General features: G+C 70.3%; 25 protein-coding genes. 19 read left to right on the forward strand and 6 right to left on the reverse strand.

Annotated features, from left to right (window positions below):
• Nucleotides 1–16: 16 nt before the first annotated feature.
• The 6 genes from ACEYYH_RS02330 to ACEYYH_RS02355 all read left to right on the forward strand — a co-directional run bounded on the left by ACEYYH_RS02330 (nt 17) and on the right by ACEYYH_RS02355 (nt 7,845).
• A complete protein-coding gene (locus tag ACEYYH_RS02330; protein ID WP_374976688.1) occupies nt 17–2,305 on the forward strand; it encodes a N,N-dimethylformamidase beta subunit family domain-containing protein in 2,289 nt (762 codons plus the stop codon).
• The gene (locus ACEYYH_RS02335; protein WP_374976689.1) at nt 2,302–2,631 is read left to right on the forward strand and encodes a hypothetical protein; all 330 of its coding nucleotides are present in this window, start codon (nt 2,302–2,304) and stop codon (nt 2,629–2,631) included. Before ACEYYH_RS02330 ends, ACEYYH_RS02335 begins: the two co-directional genes overlap by 4 nt.
• The gene (locus tag ACEYYH_RS02340) at nt 2,625–3,641 is read left to right on the forward strand and encodes a hypothetical protein (RefSeq protein ID WP_374976690.1); all 1,017 of its coding nucleotides are present in this window, start codon (nt 2,625–2,627) and stop codon (nt 3,639–3,641) included. Before ACEYYH_RS02335 ends, ACEYYH_RS02340 begins: the two co-directional genes overlap by 7 nt.
• 2 nt (nt 3,642–3,643) lie before the next feature.
• Nucleotides 3,644–5,068, forward strand: coding sequence for an amidase (locus ACEYYH_RS02345; RefSeq protein WP_374976691.1), 1,425 nt, complete (start codon nt 3,644–3,646; stop codon nt 5,066–5,068).
• A gap of 75 nt (nt 5,069–5,143) precedes the next feature.
• Entirely contained in the window at nt 5,144–6,223 is a 1,080-nt protein-coding gene (locus tag ACEYYH_RS02350) for an extracellular solute-binding protein (RefSeq protein ID WP_374976692.1), read from the forward strand.
• A gap of 20 nt (nt 6,224–6,243) precedes the next feature.
• Nucleotides 6,244–7,845, forward strand: a complete 1,602-nt coding sequence (locus tag ACEYYH_RS02355) for an amidohydrolase (RefSeq protein ID WP_374976693.1) — start codon at nt 6,244–6,246, stop codon at nt 7,843–7,845.
• A 6-nt stretch (nt 7,846–7,851) separates the two neighbouring features.
• Here the strand turns inward: ACEYYH_RS02355 and ACEYYH_RS02360 are convergent, their stop codons facing one another.
• On the reverse strand, nt 7,852–8,355 hold the full coding sequence (locus ACEYYH_RS02360) for a RidA family protein (RefSeq protein ID WP_374976694.1): 504 nt from the start codon (nt 8,353–8,355) through the stop codon (nt 7,852–7,854).
• Between the two features lie 375 nt (nt 8,356–8,730).
• Between ACEYYH_RS02360 and ACEYYH_RS02365 the strand changes: the two genes are divergently transcribed.
• From ACEYYH_RS02365 to ACEYYH_RS02385, 5 genes are all read left to right on the forward strand, one after another.
• The gene (locus tag ACEYYH_RS02365) at nt 8,731–9,807 is read left to right on the forward strand and encodes an extracellular solute-binding protein (RefSeq protein ID WP_374976695.1); all 1,077 of its coding nucleotides are present in this window, start codon (nt 8,731–8,733) and stop codon (nt 9,805–9,807) included.
• A 98-nt stretch (nt 9,808–9,905) separates the two neighbouring features.
• The gene (locus ACEYYH_RS02370) at nt 9,906–10,778 is read left to right on the forward strand and encodes an ABC transporter permease (protein WP_374976696.1); all 873 of its coding nucleotides are present in this window, start codon (nt 9,906–9,908) and stop codon (nt 10,776–10,778) included.
• A 4-nt stretch (nt 10,779–10,782) separates the two neighbouring features.
• Nucleotides 10,783–11,649 (forward strand): ABC transporter permease, encoded by an 867-nt coding sequence (locus tag ACEYYH_RS02375; protein ID WP_374976697.1) that lies wholly within the window; start codon nt 10,783–10,785, stop codon nt 11,647–11,649.
• Entirely contained in the window at nt 11,646–12,698 is a 1,053-nt protein-coding gene (locus ACEYYH_RS02380) for an ABC transporter ATP-binding protein (RefSeq protein WP_374976698.1), read from the forward strand. The genes ACEYYH_RS02375 and ACEYYH_RS02380 overlap by 4 nt, the downstream gene beginning before the upstream one ends.
• 43 nt (nt 12,699–12,741) lie before the next feature.
• Nucleotides 12,742–13,380, forward strand: a complete 639-nt coding sequence (locus tag ACEYYH_RS02385) for a cyclase family protein (protein WP_374976699.1) — start codon at nt 12,742–12,744, stop codon at nt 13,378–13,380.
• Between the two features lie 23 nt (nt 13,381–13,403).
• On the opposite strand, the gene ACEYYH_RS02390 is transcribed toward ACEYYH_RS02385, so the two are convergent.
• Nucleotides 13,404–14,645 (reverse strand): MFS transporter, encoded by a 1,242-nt coding sequence (locus ACEYYH_RS02390; protein WP_374976700.1) that lies wholly within the window; start codon nt 14,643–14,645, stop codon nt 13,404–13,406.
• Nucleotides 14,646–14,721: 76 nt separating this feature from the next.
• Between ACEYYH_RS02390 and ACEYYH_RS02395 the strand changes: the two genes are divergently transcribed.
• Nucleotides 14,722–15,486, forward strand: coding sequence for an amidohydrolase family protein (locus ACEYYH_RS02395; protein ID WP_374976701.1), 765 nt, complete (start codon nt 14,722–14,724; stop codon nt 15,484–15,486).
• A gap of 46 nt (nt 15,487–15,532) precedes the next feature.
• Nucleotides 15,533–15,940, forward strand: coding sequence for a hypothetical protein (locus ACEYYH_RS02400; RefSeq protein ID WP_374976702.1), 408 nt, complete (start codon nt 15,533–15,535; stop codon nt 15,938–15,940).
• Between the two features lie 36 nt (nt 15,941–15,976).
• Here the strand turns inward: ACEYYH_RS02400 and ACEYYH_RS02405 are convergent, their stop codons facing one another.
• Nucleotides 15,977–16,336: a cupin domain-containing protein gene (locus tag ACEYYH_RS02405; RefSeq protein ID WP_374976703.1), complete on the reverse strand. Its 360-nt coding sequence runs from the start codon at nt 16,334–16,336 to the stop codon at nt 15,977–15,979.
• Nucleotides 16,337–16,383: 47 nt separating this feature from the next.
• Here ACEYYH_RS02405 and ACEYYH_RS02410 point away from each other — a divergent pair, with 47 nt between their 5' ends.
• From ACEYYH_RS02410 to ACEYYH_RS02430, 5 genes are read left to right on the forward strand one after another with little or no spacing between them, the layout of a single operon-like run.
• Nucleotides 16,384–17,403, forward strand: a complete 1,020-nt coding sequence (locus ACEYYH_RS02410; protein ID WP_374976704.1) for a hypothetical protein — start codon at nt 16,384–16,386, stop codon at nt 17,401–17,403.
• Between the two features lie 46 nt (nt 17,404–17,449).
• Nucleotides 17,450–18,292: an urea amidolyase associated protein UAAP1 gene (locus ACEYYH_RS02415; protein WP_374976705.1), complete on the forward strand. Its 843-nt coding sequence runs from the start codon at nt 17,450–17,452 to the stop codon at nt 18,290–18,292.
• A 9-nt stretch (nt 18,293–18,301) separates the two neighbouring features.
• On the forward strand, nt 18,302–18,994 hold the full coding sequence (locus tag ACEYYH_RS02420; protein ID WP_374976706.1) for an urea amidolyase associated protein UAAP2: 693 nt from the start codon (nt 18,302–18,304) through the stop codon (nt 18,992–18,994).
• A complete protein-coding gene (locus ACEYYH_RS02425) occupies nt 18,991–20,661 on the forward strand; it encodes an allophanate hydrolase (RefSeq protein ID WP_374976707.1) in 1,671 nt (556 codons plus the stop codon). The genes ACEYYH_RS02420 and ACEYYH_RS02425 overlap by 4 nt, the downstream gene beginning before the upstream one ends.
• Nucleotides 20,658–21,485: an N-acyl homoserine lactonase family protein gene (locus ACEYYH_RS02430; protein WP_374976708.1), complete on the forward strand. Its 828-nt coding sequence runs from the start codon at nt 20,658–20,660 to the stop codon at nt 21,483–21,485. Before ACEYYH_RS02425 ends, ACEYYH_RS02430 begins: the two co-directional genes overlap by 4 nt.
• Nucleotides 21,486–21,495: 10 nt before the next feature.
• On the opposite strand, the gene ACEYYH_RS02435 is transcribed toward ACEYYH_RS02430, so the two are convergent.
• Nucleotides 21,496–22,917, reverse strand: a complete 1,422-nt coding sequence (locus tag ACEYYH_RS02435) for a GMC oxidoreductase (RefSeq protein WP_374976709.1) — start codon at nt 22,915–22,917, stop codon at nt 21,496–21,498.
• A gap of 75 nt (nt 22,918–22,992) precedes the next feature.
• Between ACEYYH_RS02435 and ACEYYH_RS02440 the strand changes: the two genes are divergently transcribed.
• Nucleotides 22,993–23,793 (forward strand): sulfite exporter TauE/SafE family protein, encoded by an 801-nt coding sequence (locus ACEYYH_RS02440; protein WP_374976710.1) that lies wholly within the window; start codon nt 22,993–22,995, stop codon nt 23,791–23,793.
• Nucleotides 23,794–23,841: 48 nt separating this feature from the next.
• On the opposite strand, the gene ACEYYH_RS02445 is transcribed toward ACEYYH_RS02440, so the two are convergent.
• The gene (locus ACEYYH_RS02445) at nt 23,842–24,246 is read right to left on the reverse strand and encodes a heme-binding protein (RefSeq protein ID WP_374976711.1); all 405 of its coding nucleotides are present in this window, start codon (nt 24,244–24,246) and stop codon (nt 23,842–23,844) included.
• Nucleotides 24,247–24,293: 47 nt separating this feature from the next.
• Nucleotides 24,294–25,514 (reverse strand): formaldehyde dehydrogenase, glutathione-independent, encoded by a 1,221-nt coding sequence (gene fdhA / locus ACEYYH_RS02450; RefSeq protein ID WP_374976712.1) that lies wholly within the window; start codon nt 25,512–25,514, stop codon nt 24,294–24,296.
• Between the last annotated feature and the right edge of the window lie 226 nt (nt 25,515–25,740).

Consider the following 25,740-nt stretch of genomic DNA (forward strand, 5'->3'; position numbering starts at 1 on the left):
GACCGAGGAACCAGCCATGGGAGAACAGGCCCCCGCCGTCGTCGTCCCCGATCGGGTGATGGGCTACACCGACCGCGTGTCGTACCAGCCCGGCGATCCCGTGCAGCTGCACGTCAGCACCTCGGCGGCCCGCTGGCGCGGCGAGCTCGTGCGGCTGCACGCGCTGGAGATCCCGAGCGCGGGCGTGCCCCGCCGCAGCAGCAGGGTCGAGGGTGTGGACCCCGTCGAGGCTCGCGGCGTGGTGCAGCAGACGGCGGTCGGTTCGTACGTGAGGGTGGAGCGGATGCCGGGGGTCGGCCCTTCCGGCCTCACGATCGCGGTGGCGTTCATGCCCACTCGTCCGGGCGATCCCGCCGTCGCCCCGCAGGTGGTCCTCGCTCACGCGCAGGACGGCGCCGGGTGGTCGATCGGACTGGACGTCAAGGGTCGCGTCACGCTCACCGTCGGGACCCGTGGCGGCCCGGTCGGCCTGACCGCGGGAGGTCCGGTCGCGGCGGGCCAGTGGGTCGAGGTCGTCGTCCGCATCCCCGGTTCACCGGGTGGGCGTCTGGAAGTGGAGGTGACGCCGGCGGGGACGTTCGAGTCGAACCGGTTCGTCGCCGCGCGCGCTGCAGCTCACGCGTCGGTCGCGCTCGGATCGCCCGTGCTGACCGCCCCGGGGCCGCTGCTGTGGGGGTGCCGTGCGCTGCGCGACGGACGTGTGCCCGAGATGCCGTTCGACGGCCGCGTCGAGAACCCCGTCGTGGTGGCGGACGTGTCGGCGAGCGGCTCGCGCGCCGAGCTCGCCTCGCACTCCGCCGTCGTCGCCGCGTGGGATCTGGCTGCGGACATCGGCTCCACGGGCATCGCGGACTCCCGCCGCGTCGTGGACGGCGGTCCGCACGGCAGGCACGGCACCGCGCACCAGCATCCGCACCGCCTCGTCACGAGTTCGGCATGGCGCGGCGACGTCTACGACGGCAGGTTCGCGCCGAAGGAGTATGCGGCGATCCATTTCCACCGCGACGACCTGACCGACTGCGAGTGGGTGAGCCAGGCGACGATCGCCCTTCCCGCCGACCTCCGCAGCGGTGTGTACGGTGTCCTGCTCACCGACGACGCGGGCACGGAGGATCTGGTTCCCGTGTTCGTGACCCCGCCCCACGGGGCGGCCACGGCACCCCTTCTGCTGGTGCTGCCCACGAACTCCTATCTCGCGTACGCCAACGACCACGTGGGCGTGGACAGCCCCCGCACACAGGTGTGGTCCCAGATGGTGCCGACGCTCGACGACTTCGAGCTGTTCCGCAATGCGCGGCGTGAGCTGGGTCTTTCGCTGTACGAGGTGCACTCCGACGGCTCCCCCGTGTTCTACAGCAGCTGGCGCCGGCCGATACTCACGATGCGGGAACGCGTCTACGACCACAACGCGCCCGTCTGGCAGTTCACCGGCGACATGCAGATCGTGGACTGGCTGGAGCGCACGGGACGCCGCTATGACGTCGTGACCGATCGCGAGGTCCACGAGCACGGCGCGCAGCTTCTGGGGCGGTACGCCGCCGCGATGACGGGCTCGCATCCGGAGTATGCGAGCCGTGACATGCTCACTGCTTACGAGGAGTACGTCTCCGACGGCGGACGGATGCTGTATCTCGGCGGGAACGGCATGTACTGGGTCACCGGGTACGACCCGCACGACCCGCAGGTCATCGAGATCCGGCGATGGGGAGCGACCCAGGCCTGGACCGCCGAGCCGGGCGAGTACCACCTGTCCACCACGGGAGAGCTCGGGGGGACGTGGCGCTTCCGCGGGCGTCCGCCTCAGAAGAGCTTCGGGGTCGGCTTCGTCGCGGCGGGCAATCCCGGCGCCTCCGCCGGTTACCGCCGCGGCGAGGAAGACCCGCGCGTGGACTGGGTCTTCGACGGGGTGGTCCTCGATGACAGCGGCATCTTCGGGACGCGCGGCGTCTCGGGCGGGGCAGCGGGGCTCGAGATCGACGCCGCGAATGCGCAGCAGGGGACCGCGCCCGAGGCCGTCGTGCTCGCCACCTCGGTCGGCCACAGCGACGACATGCTCGAGGCCCGGGAGAACTACAACATGACCAGCCGGATCCTCGGCGGCGCGCGCAATCCCCGCGTGCGGTCCGACCTCGTCCTCGTGCCGCGCGCCGGCGGCGGCGCGGTGTTCTCGACCGGCTCCATCGCTTTCGCCGGCGCGCTCTACGCGATCGACGGCGACACGAGCGTCTCGACGCTGCTGGGCAACGTCGTCGACCGATTCGTGACCGGGCAGGCCGTGCTCGACGAGGGTGGGGCACGTCGATGACGCTCTCGATCCAAGACCGGGAGATCCTCGCGAACCGGATCGTCCCGCTCGTCACGGCCGAGCTCATGGCGCGGCTCCGCGCCGATACGGCGCCCCCCTACGAGGCCGACATCGTGGAGGTCCTCGACTTCGTGCGCCGCAATCCCGATCCCGATCTGCCCCGCTATGCGATCGTGCGGATCGAGGACGGCTTCGAGGTCGTCGTCCGCGCACGGACGCCGGGGCGGCCGCCCGAGTTCGTCGACGGCGTCCGGTATCCGGATCGGGGCGCGGCCGAGTTCGCGGTGCTCGCCCGACGACTGAAGGACTACGGGGTGACATGGTGATCGAGACCGTTCTGGGACCCGTCGACGCGGAGCGACTCGGGATCGTGTCGACCAACGAGCACGTGCTCACCGACTCGCGCCACCTGCTGCGCCCCACTCGCGAGGGCGGCACGCTCGACGGACCCATCCGCCCCGAGGTGCTGGGGGACCTGCGGTGGAGCTGGCTCTCGCTGGCCGACAACCTCGCCCTGGACGATGAGGCCTCCGCGATCGAGGAGCTCGCGGCTGCCGCGGCCGTGGGGCTGGGCACCATCGTCGAGGCGACGTCCTGGGGCATGGGGCCATCGCACGCCCGCCTCGCGGACATCTCGCGAGCCAGCGGGATCGGCATCGTCGCGGCGTACGGGACGTACATCGACAAGACTGTTCCCCCGCAATGGCGCGCGCTCGACGAGGCGGCGCTGGAGCGCGCCTTCTCGGCGGCGCTCACCGACGCGATCCCCGGCACGGCGTTCCGGGCGGGACTGCTCGGGCTCCTCGGCACGAGCGCGGAGATCACCCCGTTCGAGCGGCGTGCGCTGCGCGCGGCCGCCCGGGCGGCGAGCGCCTCCGGTGCCGCGGTCACCATCCGCCTCGACGGTGCCGCCTGTCGGGGGCCCGAGGTGGTGGAGATCCTCACCGGACAGGGGCTCGCGCCCTCGCGCATCCTGTTCTGCAACATGGACAAGGTCCTCGACGACCACTACGTCCGCGATGTCAGCGACTCCGGCGCGGTCGTCGAGTTCGCCTTCGGCAGTGAGAACCACTTCGCCGACCGAGCCCGCGACGCCACCGACACCGAGCGCCTGTCGTTCCTGACCCGATTCCTCGAGGAGCGTCCCGATGCGGCCGTGACCCTCTCGTGCTCGGTGTGGACCAAGGGGCAGCTCTCGCGTCACGGCGGCATGGGCTACGGGCACGTCGTCGCCCGTGTCGCCCCGGCACTGCGCCGGCTCGGCGTCACCGACGACCGGCTGAACGCGATCCTCGTCGACACGCCTGCGGTGCTTCTCAATCGAACGGAGAACTGACTGTGACCGAAACTCCCCTGCACTGGTGGACCGCGCGCGCGCTGGCGGACGGCATCCGCTCCCGTGAGATCTCCGCCGAAGAGGTCATGCGCGCGCACCTCGATCGCATCGAGGAGACCAACCCCGCCATCAACGCGATCGTCGCGCTGATCCCCGCCTCCGAGGCGATCGGGGCGGCCCGGGAGGCGGATCGGGCCGTCGGGCGCGGTGACGAGGTCGGTGTGCTCCACGGGCTGCCCACTGCGGTGAAGGATCTGCTGGACGTCGAGGGGCTTCCCACCACCCACGGATCCGCGGTCCACGCGGATGCCGCCCCCGCGAAGGCCGACGCGATGGCGGTGGCGCGGATGCGACGCAACGGCGCGCTCATCATCGGGAAGACCAACACGCCGGAAGGCGGCCTCGGCACGCTCACGTTCAATCCGGTGCACGGTGTGTGCCGGAACCCGTGGGATCCCTCCCGGCACGCCGGCGGCTCCAGCGGGGGTGCCGGTGCCGCACTCGCCGCCGGGATGCTGCCGATCGCCGACGGCTCCGACAGCGGGGGCAGCCTGCGATACCCCGCCGCCTTCTGCAACGTCGTCGGGATGCGGCCCACGCCGGGGCGGGTCGCGAGCGGACGACTGGGCAACGGATGGACGGCGCACGGGGTGCTCGGTCCGATGGCTCGCACCAGCGATGACGTCGCGCTGCTGCTCGCGGGCATGGCCGGCCCGGATCCGATGGCGCCCATGTCGATCGCCGAGGACCCCGCCCGCTTCGCGGAAGTGACCGCCGACGGTCCCGCCAGGGTGCGGCTGGGCTGGAGCCCCGACGCGGCCGGTGTGCCGATCGCTCCCGACGTCGCCGCCGTCATGCGCGAGGCGCGCGGCACTCTCGAATCCGCCGGGTATGAGATCGTCGATCTGGATCTCGCCCACGCGCTGGCAGACGCGGAGCGCGCGTGGGAGACGATCGAGATGTTCAACTTCTACGCGTCCTATCGAGAGGAGGCCGCAGCTCATCCCGACCGCCTGCGCCCCGATCTGCTGCGCAACATCCGTCAGGGCGAGAAGGTCACGGCGGCCGAGCTGGCAGACGCGCTGGCCATCCGCACCGAGGTCTACCGCCGCACGGAGCGCCTGTTCGATGCCGTCGACGCGATCGTCACCCCGGCGACGCCCGTCGTCGCGCCGCCCGCGGAGGACGAGTGGGTTCGTGTGGTGGGGGATGTCGAGTACGACCGCTACTTCCGGTGGCAGATGCTCGCCAACCGCATCACGGTGACCGCGCACCCGGTGGTCGTCACGCCCGCGGGGTTCAGCGGCGCTCTGCCGGTCGGCATGCAGGTGGTCGGGCGCAACCGCGGCGAGTTCGACCTGCTGTCGCACACCGCCGGGATCGAACGCGTCCTCGGCTTTGTCGGGAAGCACCCGGAACGTCTCTGAGCCGTTACAGAACCGAAACCCGCTATGGATCCAATCTGGAATAGACTGCATCCAAACCCGAAAGGAAGTACGTCCATGGCAACACGATCCTTCCACCGCCCCGTCACCGCTCTCGCCTCCGTCTCGATCGCGGCCCTCCTGCTCGCCGGATGCGCATCCGGAAGCGCAGAGGGTGCCGGCGGGTCCACCGGAGACGGCGAGCCGCAGCTCAGCGGAGAGATCATCTGGGCGGACTTCGGCGGTCCGACCAACGAGGCCAGGCAGGAGATCTACTTCGCCCCGTTCACCGAGGACACCGGAGTGGACGTCGTCTCGGTCGTCATCAACGACGCGATGCAGGACGCGATGCTCGAGGGGAGCCCGGGCGACTACGACGCGATGCACACCGGACTCGACCTCGTGTACGCGTACCAGGAGAACCTGATCGAGATCCCCGAGGAGAACCAGGATCAGGCGCTCCCCGAGGACATCCGCTCGCATGCCTTCGGCACGTTCTTCGTGGGGCACGCGCAGGCCTACCTGACCGACACGTTCCCCGACGGCGGGCCCGAGACCTGGGCGGACTTCTGGGATGTGGAGAAGTTCCCCGGCAAGCGGGCATGGCCGGGAACCCCGGGCAGCTATGACAGCTCCTGCGAGATCGCGCTGCTGGCCGACGGCGTCGACCCTGACGAACTGTATCCGCTGGACTTCGACCGCTGCGCCGCGAAGCTCGACGAGCTGCGCGACGACATGGTCTTCTACATGTCGTACCCCGAGATCCAGCAGCTGCTCGTCTCCGGCAGCGCCGCGGTCGCGATGGGTCCGAGCGGGCAGTTCGCGGCACTGCGCCGAGCCGGCGAAGACGTGACGATCTCGTGGGACCAGGCGATCGTCGCCCCCAACGTGATCGTGATCCCGGGCGAGGCCCCCAATCCCGACAACATCCTCGCCCTCACGTCGGTGTTCCACGACCCCGAGCTCCAGGCGCAGTTCGCCGAGCGCACCAACTACGGCCCCGGCAACCCCGATGCGTACGAGTTCATCCCCGAGGACGTGCAGGACAACCTCGTGAACGCGCCGAGTCACACGACCGTCGTGAACCACGATTCGAAGTGGCGCGGCGAGAACCGTGCCGAGTACCTCGAGTTCTACACGACGTGGCTGTCGAGCTGACAGAGCATTCGGATCGGGCGGTGGACGGTGCGCGCATCGTCCACGGCCCGATCCGCACGATGGATCCCGAGCGGCCCGTCGCCGAGGCGATGCTGGTCGAGGACGGCGTGATCCGCAAGGTCGGCGAGCTCGCGGATCTGCGCCGGCTCGCTCCGGATGCTCCCCTCGCCGCGGCGCGGGGAACGGTTCTCCCGGGCTTCATCGATTCCCACATCCACACGCTCATCGTCGGACTGGAGCGTCGACGGCTGACCATCTCCGATGCCGGCTCGATCGCCGAGGTCGTGGAGCGCATCTCCGAGTGGGTGCGCGATCACCCCGAAGAGGACTGGATCGTCGTCGGCGCGCACTTCCACGCCGAGGATCTGGCGGAGGGACGGCTGCCCGACCGGCGGGACCTCGATCCCGTCTCGGGTGGCGCCGCGCTGTACCTGGACCGGCGCACCCACGATGCGATCGTGAACAGCGAGGCGTTGCGGCGGGCGGGGATCGATCGCAGCACCCCCAATCCCGACGGCGGCTGGATCGAGCGGGACGCGCAGGGGGAGCCGACGGGCGTCCTCGTCGAGCGCCCCGCGGCGGACCTCGTCTTCTCGAGGGTCCCGGATGTCACCCGCGAAGAGCTGCACGCCGCGCTGCAGGAGGCCCAGCGATATCTGCACGCCCTGGGGATCGTCGGCGCGGCGGAGCCGGGCCTGACTCCTCTGGAGATGTCGGTGTACCAGGAGGCGCGCAACAGGGGGCAGCTGACGCTGCGCACGCTGGCCATGCCGCTCGTCGACACGGGCGTCCCGGCCGCGGACTACCTCGGCGGGCTCGGAACGGTGACCGGCTTCGGCGACGACACGCTGAGGATCGGGCCGCTGAAGGTCTACTTCGACGGGACCGGCGGGTTCGGCACCGCCATGATCGACCGGGAATGGCCGAGATCGCCCGGCTACCACGGTACGCAGGTGTGCTCGACAGACACCTTCGACGACCTCGCCCGGCACTGTGCGCGGGAGAGATGGTCGATGGCCGTTCACACCGTGGGTGGCGAGGCGGTGCGCACGGTGCTCGATTCCCTCGAGCGAGTGAACGAGGTCTACCCGATCCGCGAGCTGCGCTTCTCGGTGATGCACGGGTATCTGTGGCCGACCGAGGACGACATGGCTCGCGCCGCGCGGCTCGGCGTGATCCTGTCGACGCAGCCCGCGATGCAGTGGCGCGTGGCGGCCGGCATCGACGCCCAGTTCGGACGCGCGGCGGCGGAGCGGACCGCGCCGCTTCGCCGGTGGCTCGACGCGGGCGCGACCCTGGCGGGCGGCTCGGACGGGCCGGACTTCCCGATGAGCCCCCTGTTCGGAATGTGGCAGGCGTGCACGCGCAGGGTGCGCGGACTGGAAGAGCCCCTCGGAGCGGGGGAGGCCGTCACCGTCGACGAGGCGCTGCGGCTGTGGACCACGGATGCCGCCCATTACGCGTTCGCCGACGGGCGCCGCGGAGTGCTGGTCGAGGGGGCCCACGCCGACTGGGTGGAGCTGGACACCGATCCGGTGGAGTGCGGCGCAGACGCCCTGGCCGACATCCGCGTGCTGCGCACCGTCGTCGGAGGCCGCGAGGTCTTCGCCTCCGGCGCCTAATCGCCGTCAGGCGCCGGAGAGCGGTCGCGCTTCGAAGCTCAGCCAGAGTTCGAAGCAGTTGCTGCGCGACAGGCTCGCCACGCCGATCGACGCCCGGCCGACCGCTCCGGATCCCGGGCCGAAGACGTCGAGGAAGAGCTCGGTGGCCGCGTTGGAGACCTCGTGCAGGCGGTCGAAGTCAGGTGTGGACCGCACGAAGCACAGCGCCCGCGACAAGCCGGCCACGTTGTCGAGCGAGCCGACGGCGAGACGGATCATTCCGAGCGCGTTGACGGCGGTGAGCCTCGCCGCCTCGCGGGCCTGCTCGACGGTGAGGTCGTCGCCCACCACGCCCGGGTGCGTGCGCTCGCCCGCGCGGTCCTCCGGGGTGATGCCGCTCAGCTCCACCAGGTCGCCGATGCGGTGGAACGCCTTGAGAGTGTCTGCGCCGTAGCGGCCGCCGTACGGCGGGTCGGCGTAATCGGGGATCGCGATCCCCAGCGATCGCGCGCGCTGCTCGGGTGTCGTCATGAGCTGGTCCCCGCCTTCGTTCCGCACGAACGCGTCGGGATGACGCGGTGCACCGCAAGTCTGTCACATGGATCCGAAACATGCTTATCTGGATCCAAAGTGATCCGACTTTCCTTCGGATTCTGTAACTCCTCGGAAACACTCTCGACATTCGAAAGGATCCATTAGACAATAGATTGGATCCACAACGAAGCGGATCCCCATCAGAGGAGTGCCAGGCATGACTCAGCACCTACGCGTCCGGCGGAACATCGCCCGCGGAGCGCACGACGAGGCAGCGCCCATCCGCGCAACCCGCGCCCTGGTCGCCGGTTGATCGAGACCGTCCGCCCGCACCCTGCACGAATGCTCACGTCACCCGAAGGAGAACCACCCATGCCCTCCCATCCCCGATTCCGCCGCCTGGCCCTCTCGGGCCTTGCCGCGGGCGCCGCATTCGCGCTGCTGACCGGCTGCGCGGGCTCGCCCGCACCCGCTGACGGCGGGGACTCCACCGAGGACGCTATCAGCGGCCAGATCATCTGGGCCGATTTCGGCGGGCCGACCAACGAAAGCCGGCAGGTCGCCTACTTCGACGGCTTCTACGACGAGACAGGAGTGGAGGTCGTCTCGACGAGCATCGAAGACGCGGTCTACTACTCGCAGCTCGAGGGGGACCAGGGCGACTACGACACCTTCCAGGTCAGCACCCGCGATCTCGTCGGCTACCCCGACCACGTCGTCGAGATCCCTGAAGAGGCGCAAGGGGACATGGTGCCCGAGCAGTACCGGCCGTACGTCCTCGGCGGGTTCTACATCGGCGTCGCACAGGGGTGGCTCACCGAGACGTTCCCCGACGGCGGACCGCAGGACTGGGCAGACTTCTTCGACACCGAGAAGTTCCCGGGCAAGCGCGCGTGGCCCGGCGCGCCGAGCTCGTTCGACGCGTCCTACGAGATCGCCCTGCTGGCCGACGGCGTTGACCCCGACGACCTGTACCCGATGGACATCGAGCGCGCGACGGCGAAGCTCGACACGATCCGCGGAGATCTCGTCTTCTACCAGGCCTACCCCGAGGTGCAGCAGTTGCTCTCCAGCGGAAGCGCGTCGATCGCGGTGAGCGTGACCGGGCAGTTCACGGCCCTCAGCCGCGCGGGAATGGATGTCACCGTCCAGTGGAACCAGGCGTTCCAGTCGCTCAACGGGTTCGTCCTGCCGGACACGTCGAACAATCCCGAGGCCGTCAAGGCGCTCGCGATCTGGATCAACGACCCCGCCAACCAGGCGGTGTTCACCGAGCGCACGCTCTACGGTCCGGTGAATTCGGCGGTCTTCGACGAGTTGCCGGAGGATGTGCAGGACGACGTCGTCAACGCTCCGTCTCACGACGCGATGATCGAGTGGGACGAGGTGTGGCGCGGTGAGAACCGCGATCTCCTCCTGAACTCGTACACCGAGTGGCTCGCGGGCTGACGATGCGACGCCGTGCGGGCGGCGCCGACGGCGCCGCCCGCACGGAACCGATCCGCCGCTGACACACCGCGGCAACGTCGATCAGGGAGTATGACGCAATGGCCACCACAGGCGTAATCCAGACAGCGACCACGCGCATCCGCGTCCGCGCGCTCGGCGTGTCCACCGCCGAGACCCGATGGCTGCTCTGGCCGCCACTCATCTTCTTCGCCTTCGCCCTCGGGCTGCCGCTCATCGCGCTCGTCCTGCAGTCCTTCGAGACCGGCGGCGCGGCCTACCCGGGGATGTTCGACGTCCCGGCGTTCGCGTCGTCGCTGATGCGCACGCTGGTGATGGCCGTCGTGGTGACCGTCATCACGATCATCCTCGGCACGGCCTACGCAATCGCGATCGCGGGCTCCCCGATCTGGTTGCGGATCGTCCTGCTGGCCGCCCTCGTGCTGTCGCTGTGGACCTCGATCATGGTGCGCTCGTTCGGCTGGATGCTCCTGGAGCTGCCACGCGGCGCCATCTACTGGTTCCTGAACCTGCTGGGTCTGACCGACGAGCCCGTCGAGCTGTACCAGACCACGATCGGCATGTATCCGGCCATGGTGGCCGTGATGATCCCCTTCGCGGTGCTGCCGATCATGTCGTCGCTGCAGTCCATCGACAAGGAGCAGCTCAATGCCGCACGGGTCTTCGGCGCCGGGCCGATGCTGACCTTCCGCACGGTGACGTGGCAGCAGATCGTGCCGTCGCTCATCTCGGGCGGCGTCCTGGTGTTCGTGATGTCGCTGGGCTTCTACGTCACCCCGCTCCTGCTGGGCGGCCCTGCCAACATGACGATCTCGGGCGTCATCAACTCCCAGATGAACCAGGCCAATCGTCCTGAGCTCGGCGCTGCGATGAGCATCCTCCTCGTCGGCGGAACGATGCTGATCTACCTGATCGCCGATCGGCTGTTCAAGGTCAGCGAGAAGTGGGGTTGAACCAGTGAGCACACCTGTTGCCAAATCACTCGGGCTGTATCGATGGCCGATCATCCTGGTCGCCATCGCCGCGAGCCTGCTGCTCATCGTCCCGTTCCTGATCCTCGTCACGACGAGCTGGACCGCCGGCAGCTTCATCATCTTCCCGCCCGAGGGCTTCTCCCTGAAGTGGTACGCGGAGGTGCTGACCGACCGCCGGTGGATGGGGTCGTTCACCCTGTCGCTGTGGACCGCGACCATCTCGACCGCGATCGCCACCGCCCTCGGCGTCCTCGGCGCCATCGGGCTCACCAGAGTGCGCAGCCGCACCGCGCAACGCTGGATCCGCACCCTCTTCATCGTTCCGATCGCCCTTCCGCCGATCGCCTACGCGGTGGGGCTCTACGGAGTGAACATGGACCTGGGGTTCCTGCGCGGAACGCTCGTGACGCTGATCATCGGCCACGCGCTCATCGCGATGCCCTACGTCTTCGTCATCGTGTCGGGCGGCCTCGCCCGGATCGATCCCGCCCTTCGGCCCGCCGCCGCGACGCTGGGGGCCCGCTGGCCGCTCGTGCTGTGGAAGATCGAGCTGCCGGCGCTGCTGCCCTACATCCTCTCCGGACTGCTCTTCGCCTTCATCATCGTCTTCGACGAAGTGGTGCTGGCCGTGTTCCTCATGCCCGCCGGGCTGCAGACGCTTCCCCTGCGGATGCTCAACGCGTCGCAGGAGGCGTTCTCGCCCGAGCTCACCGCCGCCTCCACGCTGGTGTCGATCCTCGCGATCCTCATCCTGGCGATCATCCCCATCTCCAACGCCCTGCGTGCCCGACGCTCGGGTGCCCGTCGTCGCCGAAAGGCCCGCCCCGCTCTGGAAGGAGTCGTCGAATGACGATCGCACTGTCCATCAAGGACCTCAACGTCACTCTCGGACACAACCACGTCCTCAAAGGGGTGAGCCTGGACGTCGCGCCGGGGGAGTTCGTCACACTGCTCGGCGCGAGCGGGTCGGGAAAGTCCACGCTCCTCAACGTCGTGGCCGGCCTGCAGGCGGCGGATTCGGGTCAGGTGCTCTTCGACGGCGTCGACGTCGCCAGGCGGCCGCCCCAGAAGCGCAACGTGGGTGTCGTCTTCCAGTCGTACGCGCTGTTCCCGCACATGTCGATCGGCGAGAACGTCGGCTTCCCGCTGCGCGCTCGCCGCCGCCCTCTGAAGGAGCGGCACGCCGTCGCCGACGAGATGCTCTCGCTCGTGCAGCTGTCCGGCATGGCCGACCGCTCCCCGGCGTCGCTGTCCGGGGGTCAGCGACAGCGGGTCGCGCTCGCACGCGCGATGGCCTCGAGCCCCGGCATCCTGCTGCTGGACGAGCCGATGGCGGCACTCGACAAGCAGCTGCGCGAGCAGATGCAGGTCGAGATCACTCGCATCCAGCGCAAAGTCGGGATCACGACGGTGTCGGTCACCCATGACCAGACCGAGGCGCTCACGATGTCGGATCGCGTCGCGATCATGCGCGACGGCGTGCTCGTGCAGGTCGCCAGTCCCGAGGATCTGTACCGGCGACCGATCGACGAGTACGTCGCGGGCTTCCTGGGAGAGGCGAACCTCCTCCCCACCGCCGGCGGCCGGCTGGTCGAGGACGCGGCCTCCGCCGAGGGCACCGCGGTCATCCGGCCAGAGGACCTGCAGGTCGTGTCCGCATCGCAGCCGGCCGGCGCGTGGAGCGTCGACGGCACGATCCGGTTGCTCAGCTTCCAGGGGTCGCGGTTCCGGCTGGAGCTGCGCACCGACGCGGACCGCCGGATCGTCTGCTCGCTGCCGCCGTCGGCGGACGTGTCCGCACTCGCGGTCGGCGCCCGCGCGCGCCTGGGCGTCGCCGACCCCTCTCGGGTGCACACCATCGCGTCGACCGGCGCGGTCAGGGTCCCCGTCGCGGCATGACTCCGAGCCCCATCCCACTCCGCCCCGAACTGAGAGGAACGACGTGTCCGCGCCGATCGATCTGAACATCCCCATCCACCCCGAGATGCTCCACTGGGGGCGCCGTCCCACCTTCGAGATGGTCGAGGAGATCACCGAGTCCAACCCGACGGAGGTGTCCCGCTGGCTGATCGGTGCGCATACCGGCACGCACATCGATGCCCCGAGCCACTTCGTCAAGGGCGGCACATCCGTCGACGAGATCCCGCTCGATCACACCGTGGGTCCGGCTCGGGTGCTCGATCTTCGCGCTGTCGAGAAGGAGATCACCGCGAAGGACCTCGAGGCGGCGGGTGCCGAGGGTGCGACGCGCGTGCTGTTCAAGACGCGCAACTCAACCGACGCGCTCACCCGCAACGAACGCAGCGAGACGTGGGTGGGGCTCGGCCCGTCCGGCGCGCAGTGGCTCGTCGATCGGGGCGTCGTCTTCGCCGCCATCGACTACATGACCATGGAGGCCCCCGACCACACGGTGCAGTGGCCGACTCACGTCATCCTGTGCAACGCCGGGACCGTGATCCTCGAGAACGCGAACCTGGCCGACGTCGAGGCGGGCGACTACTACCTCGTGTGTCAGCCGGTCCCGTTCGAGGGGCGCGAGGCCGCGCCGGCGCCGACGGTCCTCCTGGCGCTCCCCGCATAGCCTCAGCGCACAGAGACCCCGCCTCATACGGCGGGGTCTCTGTGCTCTCCGGGATCGATCCGCGGTCGCGGGTTCTGGTCGGGTGTGAAGATCGTGACGATCGCCAGGGCGACGAGCTGGAGGCCGGCCACCAGCAGGAAGGCCCACATCGACGACGTCACGGCCAGCATGAGTCCGCCCACGAGGGCTCCCGACGCGTACCCGACGCTGGTGAAGCTGCCGAACAGACCCAGTCCCAACGCTCGATTGCGCGAGCGCAGGCCGCGAGCGGCGAGCATGGTCAACGACGGGTACAGGGGGGAGAACCCGACGCCCATCAGCACCGCTCCGGCCGCCGCTCCCGCGAAGGAGCCCGCGAATGCGAGCACGCCGAGCCCGGAGCACAGCAGCACGAGGGAGATCGCCGCCGAGCGCAAGGGACCGATGCGGTCCGGCATCCGGGCGAGCACGATCCGGGCGACGATGACGCTCACCGCGAAGACCGCGAAGACGGATGCCGCTCCGAAGACTCCGGTGGCCGGCAGCCCCGCGGCGCCGAGGTGCACGATGAGGAAGCCCAGCATGAGGCCCTCGCCGCACCACGCGGCGGCCGCGGCGGCGCCGGGGACCCAGACGGCACGAAACACCTCCCAGAGTGCGGCGATCCCGCGGCGGGGCTCGACAGGGAGGGAGGAGGGCGAGGTCGCAGCGACGCGAGCGGGCTGGGGAAGGAAGGCCAGGAGCACGCAGACGACGAGCTCGATGACGACGCAGACGGCGAAGACCGCCCGGGGGCCCGCGGCGGAGGACACCGTCGTCGCGACCTGGGGCCCGAGCGCGAGGCCGAGCCACACGCTCAGCCCGAAGATGCTGAGGGCCTTGCCGCGTTGCGCGAACGGCGCCAGCGCGACCAGCCAGGTGAGGGTGAGGGTCATGGCGGCCGCGTTGCCGAGCCCGAACAGCAGCCGGCTGAGCACTGCGGCCCACAGCGACGGGATCGCCGCCAGGAGCAGCAGGCCGGCCGCCGAGACGAGGATCCCCGAGACCGCCACCACACGGTAGCCGTGTCGATCGGCGAGCAGTCCGCCGAGGGGCATGGCGACGATCGACGTCAGCGCGGACAGCGAGATCAGCAGGCCCGAGAGCTCCGAGCCTCCGCCGAGGACCTCTGCCACGTAGGCGGGGATGGTGGGCGTGGTCGCCGAGTTGGTGATGCCGCCGAGAGTCGAGGCGCCGAACATCAGCCAGAAGGGAACAGTCCTCGCGATGTCCGGGGACGATGTCATGGTTCCTCTTCTCTTGCCAGAATGTATCCTATACATGGGAATGTGGATCCACGTACTGAGCTGTGAAAGGCGACGCATGATCATCGACGCGTACAACACCACCCAGGACGTGCGAGGGCGCTCCGACTACCTCACCGGCGCACGGCCGGGTCAGGAGCCGCCCGCGTACACGCCCTTCGATCCCGACCGGATCCTCACCCGCATGGACGCCGCCGGCGTCGACATGGCGATGGTGTGCTCGCTCGCACAGCGCATCGAGAACGACTTCATCATCGGCCTGCAGGACGCGTACCCGGATCGCTTCATCGGCTTCGGCCAGGTGATGCCGCAGGCCGACGACGCCCTCGACGAGATCCGCCGCATGAGTGCCGCCGGTATCCGCGGGCTGAAGCTCCACCCCAGCATGCACGGCTACCACGTGGCCGACCACGGCCTGCTCGACCCGGTCTTCCGGCTGTGCGCCGAGCTCGGCATGGCGATCATCATCAACGCGCTGGATGACGCGTTCTGCGCGCCCTTCGCCATCGAGGAGATCGCCAAGGACCACCCCGACGTGCCGACGATCATCGCCCACATGGGGGCGGTGTGGAACGTGCCCGAGGCGATCATCGTCGCCGAGCGCCGGCCGAACGTCTACCTGGAGACGTCGGCCACGCTGATGGCCGATGTGAAGCGCGCCTACGCCCGGCTCGGCGCGGAGAAGATCCTGATGGGCACGGAGTGGCCGGGCTCCGACTTCGACATCGAGCGGCTCAAGATCTCGAAGGCGATCTCGGATGCCGCCGACCGGGCGCTCGTCGAGGGCGGCAACTACGCCCGACTGCTGCGCATCGAGGCGTGAGGTGACTCAGTCCGCTCCCCGGCCGCCCGCCGTGCGGCCGGATGGCATGTCCGATGCCGATGCGGAGCTGCTCGCGGCGGCGACCGCGCTGCTGGACCGGGTCTACGTCTACGGCCGACACGAGGTCGTCGCCGCCATGAGGACTGCCGATGGCGCCGTTCATCTCGGAGTGCACGTGGACGGCTCGGCGCGCCGCAGCAGCGTGTGTGCCGAGGGGGTGGCGGCCGGGATCGTCATCGCCCACGGCGCGGCCGGCAGCGGCGAGGTCGTGTCGGCCGTGAGCGTGCTCCGACGCGTCGAGGGCAGCGATCACGTGATCGAGCCGTGCGGCGTCTGCGCCGAGCTGCTGACCGATTACTGGCCGGAGTGCGCCGTGTGGGTCACGCGGGGTGACGAGATCGTGCGGATCCGCGCCGCCGAGCTGCTGCCGGCCAAGCGGCTGCGCCGCTGGTGACGGCAGGGGCGCCGACCGCATCGGCGCCCCGCGAGGTCACTTGTAGACGACGTAGAACTTCCGCACCGGCTCGGTGACCGTCCACACGCCGGTCCAGCCGAGGGGGAAGTAGGCGACCGAGCCCGGGGACAGGGTGACCGCGTCCTCGCCGTCGCGCTGGACGGTCATCGAGCCCTCGAGGAGATGGATGATCTCCGCCCGGGTGAGGAACTCCCATCGCGACGTGCCGGGGTCGCTCTCCCAGGTTCCCGAGATGATCGTCCGCTCGTCGTTGGCGAACTCCACCTTCGAGCGCGTCATGATCTGTCCCGACAACGGCTCCGCGGACGGCGGTGCGAGGGGCTTGGCTTCGAGGTCGGCGGCGTCGACCGTCCACGGGTTGTATGAGTGTGTCATGATTGGATCCTAAACTCTCCACAATGGATCCTCAATGGAGGTCTCTCATGATCGAGACAGTGCTCGGACCCATCTCCGCCGACGCGCTGGGAGCGACGTGCATGCACGACCACCTGCGCGTCGACGCCTCGGGCCTTCGCCGCGACGGCGCGACTCCGGCGCCCGATCACGACGACGTCCGTCTCGAGACGCTCGGATACCTGCGATGGAACATGCTCTCGTCGGCCGACAACCTCCGGCTGAACGACGACGACCTCGCCGCACGCGAGCTGAGCCTGGCCGCCGTCCTCGGTCAGCGCGCGGTCGTGGAGTGCTCGTCCATCGGTCTCGGCCCCACCCACGCGAGCCTGCCTGCGATCTCCCGTGCCTCGGGGGTCGCCGTGATCAGCGCGTACGGGTTCTACGTGCCGTACGCGCTCCCCGGCTGGGTGGGCGAACTGGACGAGGAGCAGCTGGAATCCCATCTGTTCGAGGCGCTGACCGTCGCGGTCCCCGGAACCTCCTTCCGGGCGGGGCTCCTGGGGATCATGGGCACGACGGCGCAGTTCGCGCCGCGAGAGCGCGAGATGCTGCGCGCCGCCTCGCGCGCGGGCGCCCGCACCGGTGCGTCCGTGTCGGTTCGGCTGGATCCCGAGGCCGCACGCGGTGTCGAGGTCGTCGAGCTCATGACCGCCGAGGGACTCCCGGCCGACCGGATCATCTTCACGAACGCCGACGAGTACATGGATGCCGGGTACTGGGCCGAGCTCGCCGACGCGGGCGCGGTGCTGGAGATGTGCTTCGGGACCGAGGCGGTTCACCCGGGCAGAGTCGACAACCCGTCCGATCGGGAGCGTCTCTCGTTCTTCGGCCGGTTCGCCGGCGATCACCCCCAGGCGCGCCACGTGCTCGGGCTCTCCACCTGGACCAAGGCGCAACTCGCCGCGTACGGCGGCTACGGGTACTCCTACCTGCTGGCCCGCATCGTGCCGGAGCTCGCCGAGCGGGGGATCGCGGCCGACCGGCTGGACGCCATGCTCGTCGACGAGCCACGCCGGCTCCTGGACCGCGTCGTGCCGGGGCTCTGACCCGTACCCGAGCCGATCACCCGCCGAACCGAAAGGAAGCACCGCCATGGCTCCCGAAGCTGCACCCGCGCTGTCGAGCGTGTCGCTCGCACGCTCCGACGCCCGTTCGCGCGCGGCGAGCGCGGAATGGATGCCGTACCTCCCGGCATCCACCTCTCCCTGGGTGCCCGACGGTGTCGAGGCCGAACGGCTCGCCTGGGCGGAGACAGTCGCACCCGGCGGCTACACCCACCTCCGCGTGGCGCGGGGCACCCGGATCCGGCTCGACGACCCGACCGGCGACGCCTGCGCGCACACCGTCCTTCTCAACGCTGTCGAGCCGGGGGAGCGGCTCAACGCCGCCGACACGGTCAAGATCCCGTGGCAGGCGTATCTCGCCGCCGGGCACCCGTTGCTGTCGGGCGACGGCCGGGTGCTCGCGACGCTCGCGCACGACACCTCGCAGCACCACGACGCGTTCTGCGGGACGACGACGCCCGCGTGGAACCTCGCGAAGTACGGCGATGCCCGACCCGAGGGGCCCGCTCCCGCCGGCAGCGATCTGCTGGCGCTGGCCGGCGCGAAGCACGGACTCGAGCCGCGCGACATCCCACCGGCCGTCACGTTCTTCCAGGGAGTGCGGGTGGAAGGCGATGGGGGACTGACGTGGGTCGGATCGGCCGGTGGCGGCACCCATGTCGAGCTGCTCGCCGAGCTGCCGCTGATCGTCCTCATCGCGAACGTGCCCCACGCGCGCGATCCGCGACCGGACTACATCGTCGGCCCGCTGCGCGTCCACGCGTGGCGGGATCGACCCACATCGCCCGCCGACGACGGATTCGCCGCGACGCCCGAACGCGAGCGCGCCTATCGCAACACCATCGCCTACGCCGAGCTCGCCGGACTCTGAGGAGCAGACATGGATCTCACCACCACCGTCCCATCCCGACCGCAGCACCGCCCCGGCGTCGCCCTCGACTGGGCGGAGGCGGCGGTGCCGGGCGAGGTCGTCCTCGACGAACGCGTCGAGCCCCGCGCCGCCTGGTCGGCGCTCGTGCGCGCCGGCCACGTCCTCACCATCGTCGATGTCGGCGGCAACCAGTCCGCAGACTGCCTGCTGTACGACGCTCACGACACCGAGGCGCGCTACAGCGCCGCCGACACGATCGCCTGGCAGGGCAACGCGTACGTGCGCACGGGCACCGTGCTGCGCAGCAATCGGGGAGACGCGCTCGCGACCGTGGTCGCGAACGAGCTCGACCGGCAGGACACGATCGGCGGTGCCTGCAGCAAGGAGTCGAACACGCTGCGCTACGGCCACCACACCGCGTACCAGCACGGCTGCCGCGAGAACTTCCTCGCCGAGGCGGCCCGCCACGGTCTCGGGCGCCGCGACCTGGTCTCGAATCTCAACTGGTTCATGAACGTCCCGGTCGAACCGGACGGTGCGCTGGGCATCGTCGACGGGATGTCCGCACCCGGCAAGCGTGTCGCATTCCGCGCCGAGCGCGATCTGCTCGTCGTGGTCTCGAACTGCCCGCAGATGAACAACCCGTGCAACGACTTCTCGTGCACGCCGCTGCGCATGATCGTGACGCGGGGCCAGGCATGAGCGCCATCGCGCGGGTCCGCGCCGCGTACGCCCGGCTGATCGAGGTCGACCGCCCCGAGATCTGGATCTCCCTGCGGGACGAGACGGATGCCGCAGCCGACGCGGCCGCGGTCGATGCGCGCGTCGCCGCGGGAGAGCGGCTGCCTCTGGCCGGGCTCGTCGTCGCAGTCAAGGACAACATCGACGCCGCCGGGTTCGAGACGACAGCGGGCAGCCGCACGTTCGCGTACGCGCCGTCGCAGGATTCCCCGGCGGTCGCGCGGCTGCGCGCGGCCGGCGCGGTCGTGCTCGGCAAGACGAACCTCGACCAGTTCGCGACCGGGCTCGTGGGCACGCGGAGCCCGTTCGGCGCGGTGCGCAACGCGTGGGCGCCGGAGCGCATCTCGGGAGGCTCGAGCTCCGGGTCCGCCGTGGCCGTCGCTCTCGGCATCGTCGACCTCGCGCTGGGCACCGACACGGCCGGCTCCGGGCGGGTTCCTGCCGCTCTCAACGGCATCGTCGGGGTGAAGCCGACCATCGGGCTCGTCCCGACGACGGGCGTCGTGCCGGCGTGCCGCACCCTGGACTGCGTCACGGTGTTCGCGCGGGATCTGCCCACCGCTCGTCGCGCCGCCGAGTTCATGGCGGGCCCCGACGGCGTCGACCCCCTCTGCCGCACCGACCGCCCCGCGCCCCCGCTGGACGCCTCGCCTGTCGTCGCGGTTCCCACCGCCGAGCACCTCGAGGATCTCGCCCCCGGCTGGGTGGAGGCCTTCGCCGATGTGGTCCGCAGGCTCGCGGAATCCGGTGCCGTCATCGTCGAGGTCGACATCGCACCGCTGCTCGAGGCGGCGGGGCTGCTGTACGGCGGCGCGTTCGTCGCCGAGCGCACCGCGGCGGTCGGCGACTTCATCGACGCCCACCGCGATCAGATCGGCGCAGACCTCGATTCCACCGTCGCCGGCATCGTCCTGTCGGGAGCCGATGCCCGCGCGGCTGACTACTTCCGGGACCGGGAGCGGCTCGAGCGGCTGGGCCTCGAGGGACTCCGGCGGCTGGGCGACGCCGTGGCGCTGCTCACCCCCACGACCACGGGGCATCCGACGATCGCCGACGTCGCGGCCGACCCGCTGGTCGCGAACTCCCGGATGGGCCGGTACACGAACTTCGCGAACCTGCTCGACCGGAGTGCGCTGGCCGTGCCGGCCGGTCTCGTCGGTGGTCTGCCGTTCGGCGTGATGCTGACCGGCGCACCCTTCGCCGACCGCACGCTCGCCCAGCTCGCCGAGCGCATCGGCTCGGCCGACGTCGACCTCCTGGTCGTCGGCGCGCACCTGCGCGGACAGCCGCTGAACGCCCAGCTGGTCGAGGCGGGCGGCACTTTCATCGCCGACGTGCGGACGGCAGCGGACTATCGGCTGTTCGCGCTGGACACGACGCCGCCCAAGCCCGGGCTGGTGCGCTCGTCGGCCGGCGGGGCGCCGATCGCCGGCGAGGTCTGGCGTCTGCCGGCCACCGGCTTCGCGCGATTCGTGGCGGCACTGCCGCATCCGATGGGCATCGGGCCGGTGCGGCTGGAGGACGGGCGCACCGTCTCCGGATTCCTCTGCGAAGCCGTCGCGCTGGAGGGCGCTGCCGACATCACCGCACTCGGGGGATGGCGGGCGTACCAGGCCGCGTCGTCATGACCGTGATCGCGGAGTGGGAGCTGGTCGCGCCCCTCGCCGTCGGCGGACGGCCGCGGTCCGTCGTGCCGCTCGTGCTCGGCTTCGAGCCGATCTGCGAGGCCGTCTCGATCCGCGGCGGCAGTGCGTTCCGGCACCTGATGGAGCCGGTCACGGCGGCGGCGGTGGTGTTCGACCGTGGCTGGGTGCTCCTCGACGGCGGCTTCGACCCGTCGCGCGTGCGCGACCCCGCACGTCGGGCGGCGAGCTTCGACTACGAGAACTATCTTCCGATCGTGCCGCCCGGAGATCCGCTGGCCGACCAGGTCGCGCAGGCCGGTCTCGGCTGGGGCGATCTCGCCGCCGCCGCGATCTCGCACGCGCATTTCGACCACACCGGCGCCGCGCGCCTGCTGAAGCGTTGGCAGCCGCTGTTGATGCAGCGGCGCGAATGGGAGCACGTGTGCGCGGTGCCGTCGGAGCGCGCGGCGTTCCTCTTCCGGGAGGACTTCGACCATCCCGACCTCACCATCGCGCTCCTCGACGGCGACGCCGAGCTCGCCCCCGGGCTGACGGCGATCGACACGGCGGGCCACACCCCCGGGCACCAGTCGTTCGCGATCGAGGTGCCCGGACACACCGTGGTGCTCGCGGGTGACGCCGCAGACCTCCGCGCCAACCTCGAGAGGCGGCTCCCGACGGGTTCGACGGCGCTCCCCGAAGACGACCGGCGCGCCGAGGCGGCCATCGGGCGTCTGGCGGACCTCGACGCCCAGGACGCTGTCGAGGTTTGGCCCGCGCATGATCCCGAGTGGGGGCCCTGGCGCGAGGTCATCGACGCGCGCTGACCCTGTGCGGTCAGAGGCTCTCGGCGAGGCGGGTCGCGGCGCGCCACGCGAGCGCCTCGATCGTCTCCACGGGTCCGCGTCCGCCCGTCGACGGAAAGGTCGAGGATCCGAGGACGACCAGACCCGGCACACCGTGGAAGCGGCCGTATGAGTCGACGACCGACGATCGGGGATCCTCGCCCATGCGCGCGCCGCCGTACAGATGGGTTCCGAGCGGCTGCGCCTCCAGCGGCGGCTGCCAGGTGGTGCGTGCCCCGCCCGCCCGCAGCCACTCCGAGGCCCGCTCCGACAGGAACTCCCAACGCCGCAGGTCATCCTCCGCGAGCGAGAAGGTGAGGCGCGCGACCGGACGGCCCGCCGGATCGCGGTGCACCGGGTCGAGGTCGATCATGTTGCCGGGCCGGGGGAGCTGATCGGGCTGCGCCCAGACAGTGCCGACCGACCGGTGGTGGCGGCGGACCCAGGTCGCGGCATCCGTCGCGCCCGTCGTCGACGGCGACAGACCCGCGGCCGCGGCCTCGATGCGGGCATCAGACCACGGCCCCGTCATGGCCGCCTGCAGCAGCGAGCCACCGAGGAACCCGAGCCCGGAATGGTCGAAGCGGTCGGCCTCGAACTCGGAGACCGCGACCGCGCTCGCCGGCCCGGCGTCGCGGCGCCGGAGATCGACGCCGGGGAAGTCTCCGTGCACGACGAACGCGTTGTGCGAGAGGAACCAGCGGCCGACCTGCCCGTCGGCGGTCAGATCGGACAGCAGCAGCAGCCGCACGCTCGGCACGACCGATGCCGCGACGACGACGGCCGGGCACACGATCGTGCCGGTCACGCCGTCGTCGTCCACATACTCGACGCCCGACACGTCTCCGCTCGAGCCTCGGAGCACGACGGTGACGGTCCCCCGGATGATCTCCATGCTCTCGTCGGGCAGGAGCGGCGTGAGATCGGCGGATCCCGCAGACGGAGCTGCGAACGGCTCCCACCCCAGTGACTGTGCGCCGCGCGTCATGCGCTGCGTCCAGGGCGTGGGGGACTCCGTCTTGACACCCGTCGCCCGCTCGACGAGGTCGTACCACGGGGCGAGGTCCTCGGGATGGATCGGCCAGTCGACGAGGTCGGCCCCGCGGGGAAGGGTCCCGTAGCGACGAAGGGTTCTGCTGCGGGGGCGCAGGGACCAGTCGTCGAGGCGATACGCCTGCGGCGCCGCCAGCAGCTTGGATCCGCCCACCGCGTCCATAGCCGCCTGAGCCGAGGGCTGCAGCCGCGCCCGGACCCCGGCGTGAGGTCGCAGGGTAGGGGGTGGCGACGCCAGCGGGGCGCGGGCACCCTCCGGGCAGCGGGGCTGGAACGCGACGACGGACAGCCCCGCGGCGACGAGCGTCCGCGCGGCGACGATGCCGGCGGGGCCCAGGCCCACGATTGCGACGTCCGGCACCGTGAGTCTCCTTCGCCTGATCGCGCTTTGTATCCTATATTAGTAGAACTGGATCCACCTGCGATCGGAGCGCACATGTCCCAGGCCCGCAGCGCCACGCGGAGGACTCCCCGCCGCATCGCCGTGTGTATCGGAATCGGCCTGCTCGCCGGCCTGCTCTCGGGCCTGTTCGGCGTCGGAGGCGGCACCGTCGTCGTGCCTCTCCTCGTGCTGCTCCTCGGCTTCGGCCAGCGCCTTGCGGCGGGGACGTCCCTGGCGGCGATCATCCCCACCGCGACCGTGGGCGTGATCTCGTACGGTCTCAATGACGCTGTCGCCTGGATTCCTGCGCTCCTGCTCGCGGCGGGGGCAGTCGGCGGTGCCCAGATCGGCACCTGGCTCCTCCCGAAGGTCTCGCAGACGGTTCTGCGATGGGCGTTCGTGGGATTCCTCCTCGCAGTGATCGTGTCGCTCTTCCTCGTGATCCCGTCGCGCGACGCCCCGCTCGATCTGACCTGGTGGAGTGTCGTCGCGCTGGTCCTCCTCGGCGTGATCACCGGCACGGTCTCCGGCCTCATCGGCGTCGGCGGGGGGATCATCGTGGTGCCCGTGCTGATGATGCTCTTCGGCGCCGGAGATCTCGTCGCCAAGGGAACCTCGCTCCTCATGATGATCCCGGCCGCGATCTCAGGCACGGTCGGCAATCTGCGTCGCGGCAACGTCGATCTGGTCACGGCCGCCTGCGTCGGTGTCGCCGCGTGCACGACCACCGCGCTCGGTGCGTGGCTCGCGACGATCGTCGACCCGTTCGTCGGCAACGTGCTCTTCGCTGTCTTCCTCGTCTTCATCGCGACGCAGATGGCTGTGAAGGCGATCCGAGGGCGCCGCTCCCGCTGACACGGCGATGGCGGGGCACCAGGGTGCCCCGCCATCGCCCGTCGTGTGTCAGAAAGCGGTGGTGCCGGCCTCGGCGACGGTCTGGTCTTGCTCGCCTGAGCCGCCGCTGACGCCCACCGCACCGACGACCTTGCCGTCGCGGCTGAGCGGCACGCCGCCGGCGAAGATCGCGACGCCGCGGCCGTGCGCGTTCGTGGTGTGGATGCCGAAGAACTGCTGCGTCGGCTGCGAGTTGTCGCCGAGGTCCTTCGTCGAGATGTCGAACGCCTTCGACGTCCAGGCCTTGCTCATCGAGATCTCGATGCTGCCGATCCAGGCGCCGTCCTGGCGCACGTGCGCGACGAGGTTGCCGCCCGCATCGACGACGGCGATGTTCATAGGCTGGCCGATCTCGTCGGCGCGCTTCTCAGCGGCTTCGATCACGCGGCGGGCGTCTGCGAGGGTCACGGACATGGGGAGTTCCTTTCATAGCGGGACGGATGCCTCGGGCCGAGGCGCGGTCAAGCGGTCTGGATGTAGCCGTTGGGGTCGAGCACGTACTTCTTCGCCGCGCCCTGGTCGAAGTCGGCGTAGCCCTGCGGGGCGTCTTCGAGGCCGATGGGAGTCGCGCCGACGGCGTCGGCGATGTGCACCTTGTCGTGCAGGATCGCCATCATGAGCTGGCGGTTGTACTTCATGACCGGGCACTGGCCGGTGGTGAACGACAGCGACTTGGCCCAGCCGAGGCCGAGGCGCAGCGACAGCGAGCCGACCTTCGCGGCTTCGTCGATGCCGCCGGGGTCGCCGGTGACGTAGAGTCCGGGGATGCCGAGCGCGCCGCCGGCCGCAGTGAGGTCCATGAGCGAGTTGAGCACCGTCGCGGGCGCCTCGTGCGAGGCATCCGATCCGTGTCCTCTCGCCTCGAAGCCGACGGCGTCGACGCCGCTGTCGACCTCGGGGACGCCCAGGATCTGCTCGATCTGATCCTTGGGGTCGCCCTGGGAGACGTCGACGGTCTCGCAGCCGAACGAGCGGGCACGGGCCAGGCGGTCGGCGTTGAGGTCGCCCACGATGACGACGGCAGCCCCCAGCAGCTGCGCCCCGACGGCGGCAGCCAGCCCGACCGGTCCGGCGCCGGCGATGTAGACCGTCGAACCCGGCCGGACGCCGGCGGTCACGGCGCCGTGGAAGCCGGTGGGGAAGATGTCGGAGAGCATCGTGAGGTCGAGGATCTTCTCGAGCGCCTGGTCGCGGTCGGGGAAGACCAGGAGGTTCCAGTCGGCGTAGGGGACGAGGACGTACTCGGCCTGCCCGCCCACCCAGCCGCCCATGTCGACGTAGCCGTACGCGGAGCCGGGGCGGTCGGGGTTGACGTTGAGGCAGATCCCGGTCTTGCCTTCCTTGCAGTTGCGGCAGCGGCCGCAGGCGATGTTGAACGGGACGGACACGATGTCGCCGACCTTGATGAACTCGACGTCGGGACCGACTTCGACGACCTCGCCGGTGATCTCGTGGCCGAGCACGAGCCCCGCCGGTGCGGTCGTGCGGCCGCGGACCATGTGCTGATCCGAGCCGCAGATGTTGGTCGCGACCGTTCGCAGGATAGCGCCGTGGGGCACCTTCCTGCCCACGTTCGCCGGGTTCACCCCTGGCCCGTCCTTCAACTCGAACTCGGGGTAGTCGGTGTCGATGACCTCGACCTCACCCGGACCCTTGTAGGCCACCGCCCTGTTTCCAGACATCGTCGTCCTCTCGTTAGTGGGGCACGACCGAGCGTACTGCCCGGATCCCGATCTGCCAAGATTGGATCCAAAGTTCCAGTTGTGCTCAATGGGGCCATCGAGCGGACGGCTGGTTTGTGATTCCAAGATGTGATTGGACGAGTGGATCACTGCCCACCGCGTGCCCACGGACCATTCGGAATGGGGCGGAACCAGGCGTGAAGATGGAGCACCAAGGCCGACCAAG

Origin of the sequence: Microbacterium trichothecenolyticum (assembly GCF_041938625.1) — a bacterium.
GTDB classification, from domain to species: Bacteria; Actinomycetota; Actinomycetes; order Actinomycetales; family Microbacteriaceae; genus Microbacterium; species Microbacterium trichothecenolyticum_D.

Excerpts from the sequence above, each read along its gene's own strand:
- ACEYYH_RS02350 (WP_374976692.1), top strand. The coding sequence starts at position 5,144 with ATGGCAACACGATCCTTCCACCGCCCCGTCACCGCTCTCGCCTCCGTC.
- ACEYYH_RS02430 (WP_374976708.1), top strand. The coding sequence starts at position 20,658 with ATGACCGTGATCGCGGAGTGGGAGCTGGTCGCGCCCCTCGCCGTCGGC.
- ACEYYH_RS02425 (WP_374976707.1), top strand. The coding sequence starts at position 18,991 with ATGAGCGCCATCGCGCGGGTCCGCGCCGCGTACGCCCGGCTGATCGAG.
- ACEYYH_RS02360 (WP_374976694.1), bottom strand. The coding sequence starts at position 8,355 with ATGACGACACCCGAGCAGCGCGCGCGATCGCTGGGGATCGCGATCCCC.
- ACEYYH_RS02410 (WP_374976704.1), top strand. The coding sequence starts at position 16,384 with ATGATCGAGACAGTGCTCGGACCCATCTCCGCCGACGCGCTGGGAGCG.
- ACEYYH_RS02440 (WP_374976710.1), top strand. The coding sequence starts at position 22,993 with ATGTCCCAGGCCCGCAGCGCCACGCGGAGGACTCCCCGCCGCATCGCC.
- ACEYYH_RS02370 (WP_374976696.1), top strand. The coding sequence starts at position 9,906 with ATGGCCACCACAGGCGTAATCCAGACAGCGACCACGCGCATCCGCGTC.
- fdhA (WP_374976712.1), bottom strand. The coding sequence starts at position 25,514 with ATGTCTGGAAACAGGGCGGTGGCCTACAAGGGTCCGGGTGAGGTCGAG.
- ACEYYH_RS02390 (WP_374976700.1), bottom strand. The coding sequence starts at position 14,645 with ATGACATCGTCCCCGGACATCGCGAGGACTGTTCCCTTCTGGCTGATG.
- ACEYYH_RS02395 (WP_374976701.1), top strand. The coding sequence starts at position 14,722 with ATGATCATCGACGCGTACAACACCACCCAGGACGTGCGAGGGCGCTCC.
- ACEYYH_RS02445 (WP_374976711.1), bottom strand. The coding sequence starts at position 24,246 with ATGTCCGTGACCCTCGCAGACGCCCGCCGCGTGATCGAAGCCGCTGAG.
- ACEYYH_RS02400 (WP_374976702.1), top strand. The coding sequence starts at position 15,533 with ATGTCCGATGCCGATGCGGAGCTGCTCGCGGCGGCGACCGCGCTGCTG.
- ACEYYH_RS02405 (WP_374976703.1), bottom strand. The coding sequence starts at position 16,336 with ATGACACACTCATACAACCCGTGGACGGTCGACGCCGCCGACCTCGAA.
- ACEYYH_RS02365 (WP_374976695.1), top strand. The coding sequence starts at position 8,731 with ATGCCCTCCCATCCCCGATTCCGCCGCCTGGCCCTCTCGGGCCTTGCC.
- ACEYYH_RS02415 (WP_374976705.1), top strand. The coding sequence starts at position 17,450 with ATGGCTCCCGAAGCTGCACCCGCGCTGTCGAGCGTGTCGCTCGCACGC.
- ACEYYH_RS02335 (WP_374976689.1), top strand. The coding sequence starts at position 2,302 with ATGACGCTCTCGATCCAAGACCGGGAGATCCTCGCGAACCGGATCGTC.
- ACEYYH_RS02380 (WP_374976698.1), top strand. The coding sequence starts at position 11,646 with ATGACGATCGCACTGTCCATCAAGGACCTCAACGTCACTCTCGGACAC.
- ACEYYH_RS02330 (WP_374976688.1), top strand. The coding sequence starts at position 17 with ATGGGAGAACAGGCCCCCGCCGTCGTCGTCCCCGATCGGGTGATGGGC.
- ACEYYH_RS02420 (WP_374976706.1), top strand. The coding sequence starts at position 18,302 with ATGGATCTCACCACCACCGTCCCATCCCGACCGCAGCACCGCCCCGGC.
- ACEYYH_RS02340 (WP_374976690.1), top strand. The coding sequence starts at position 2,625 with ATGGTGATCGAGACCGTTCTGGGACCCGTCGACGCGGAGCGACTCGGG.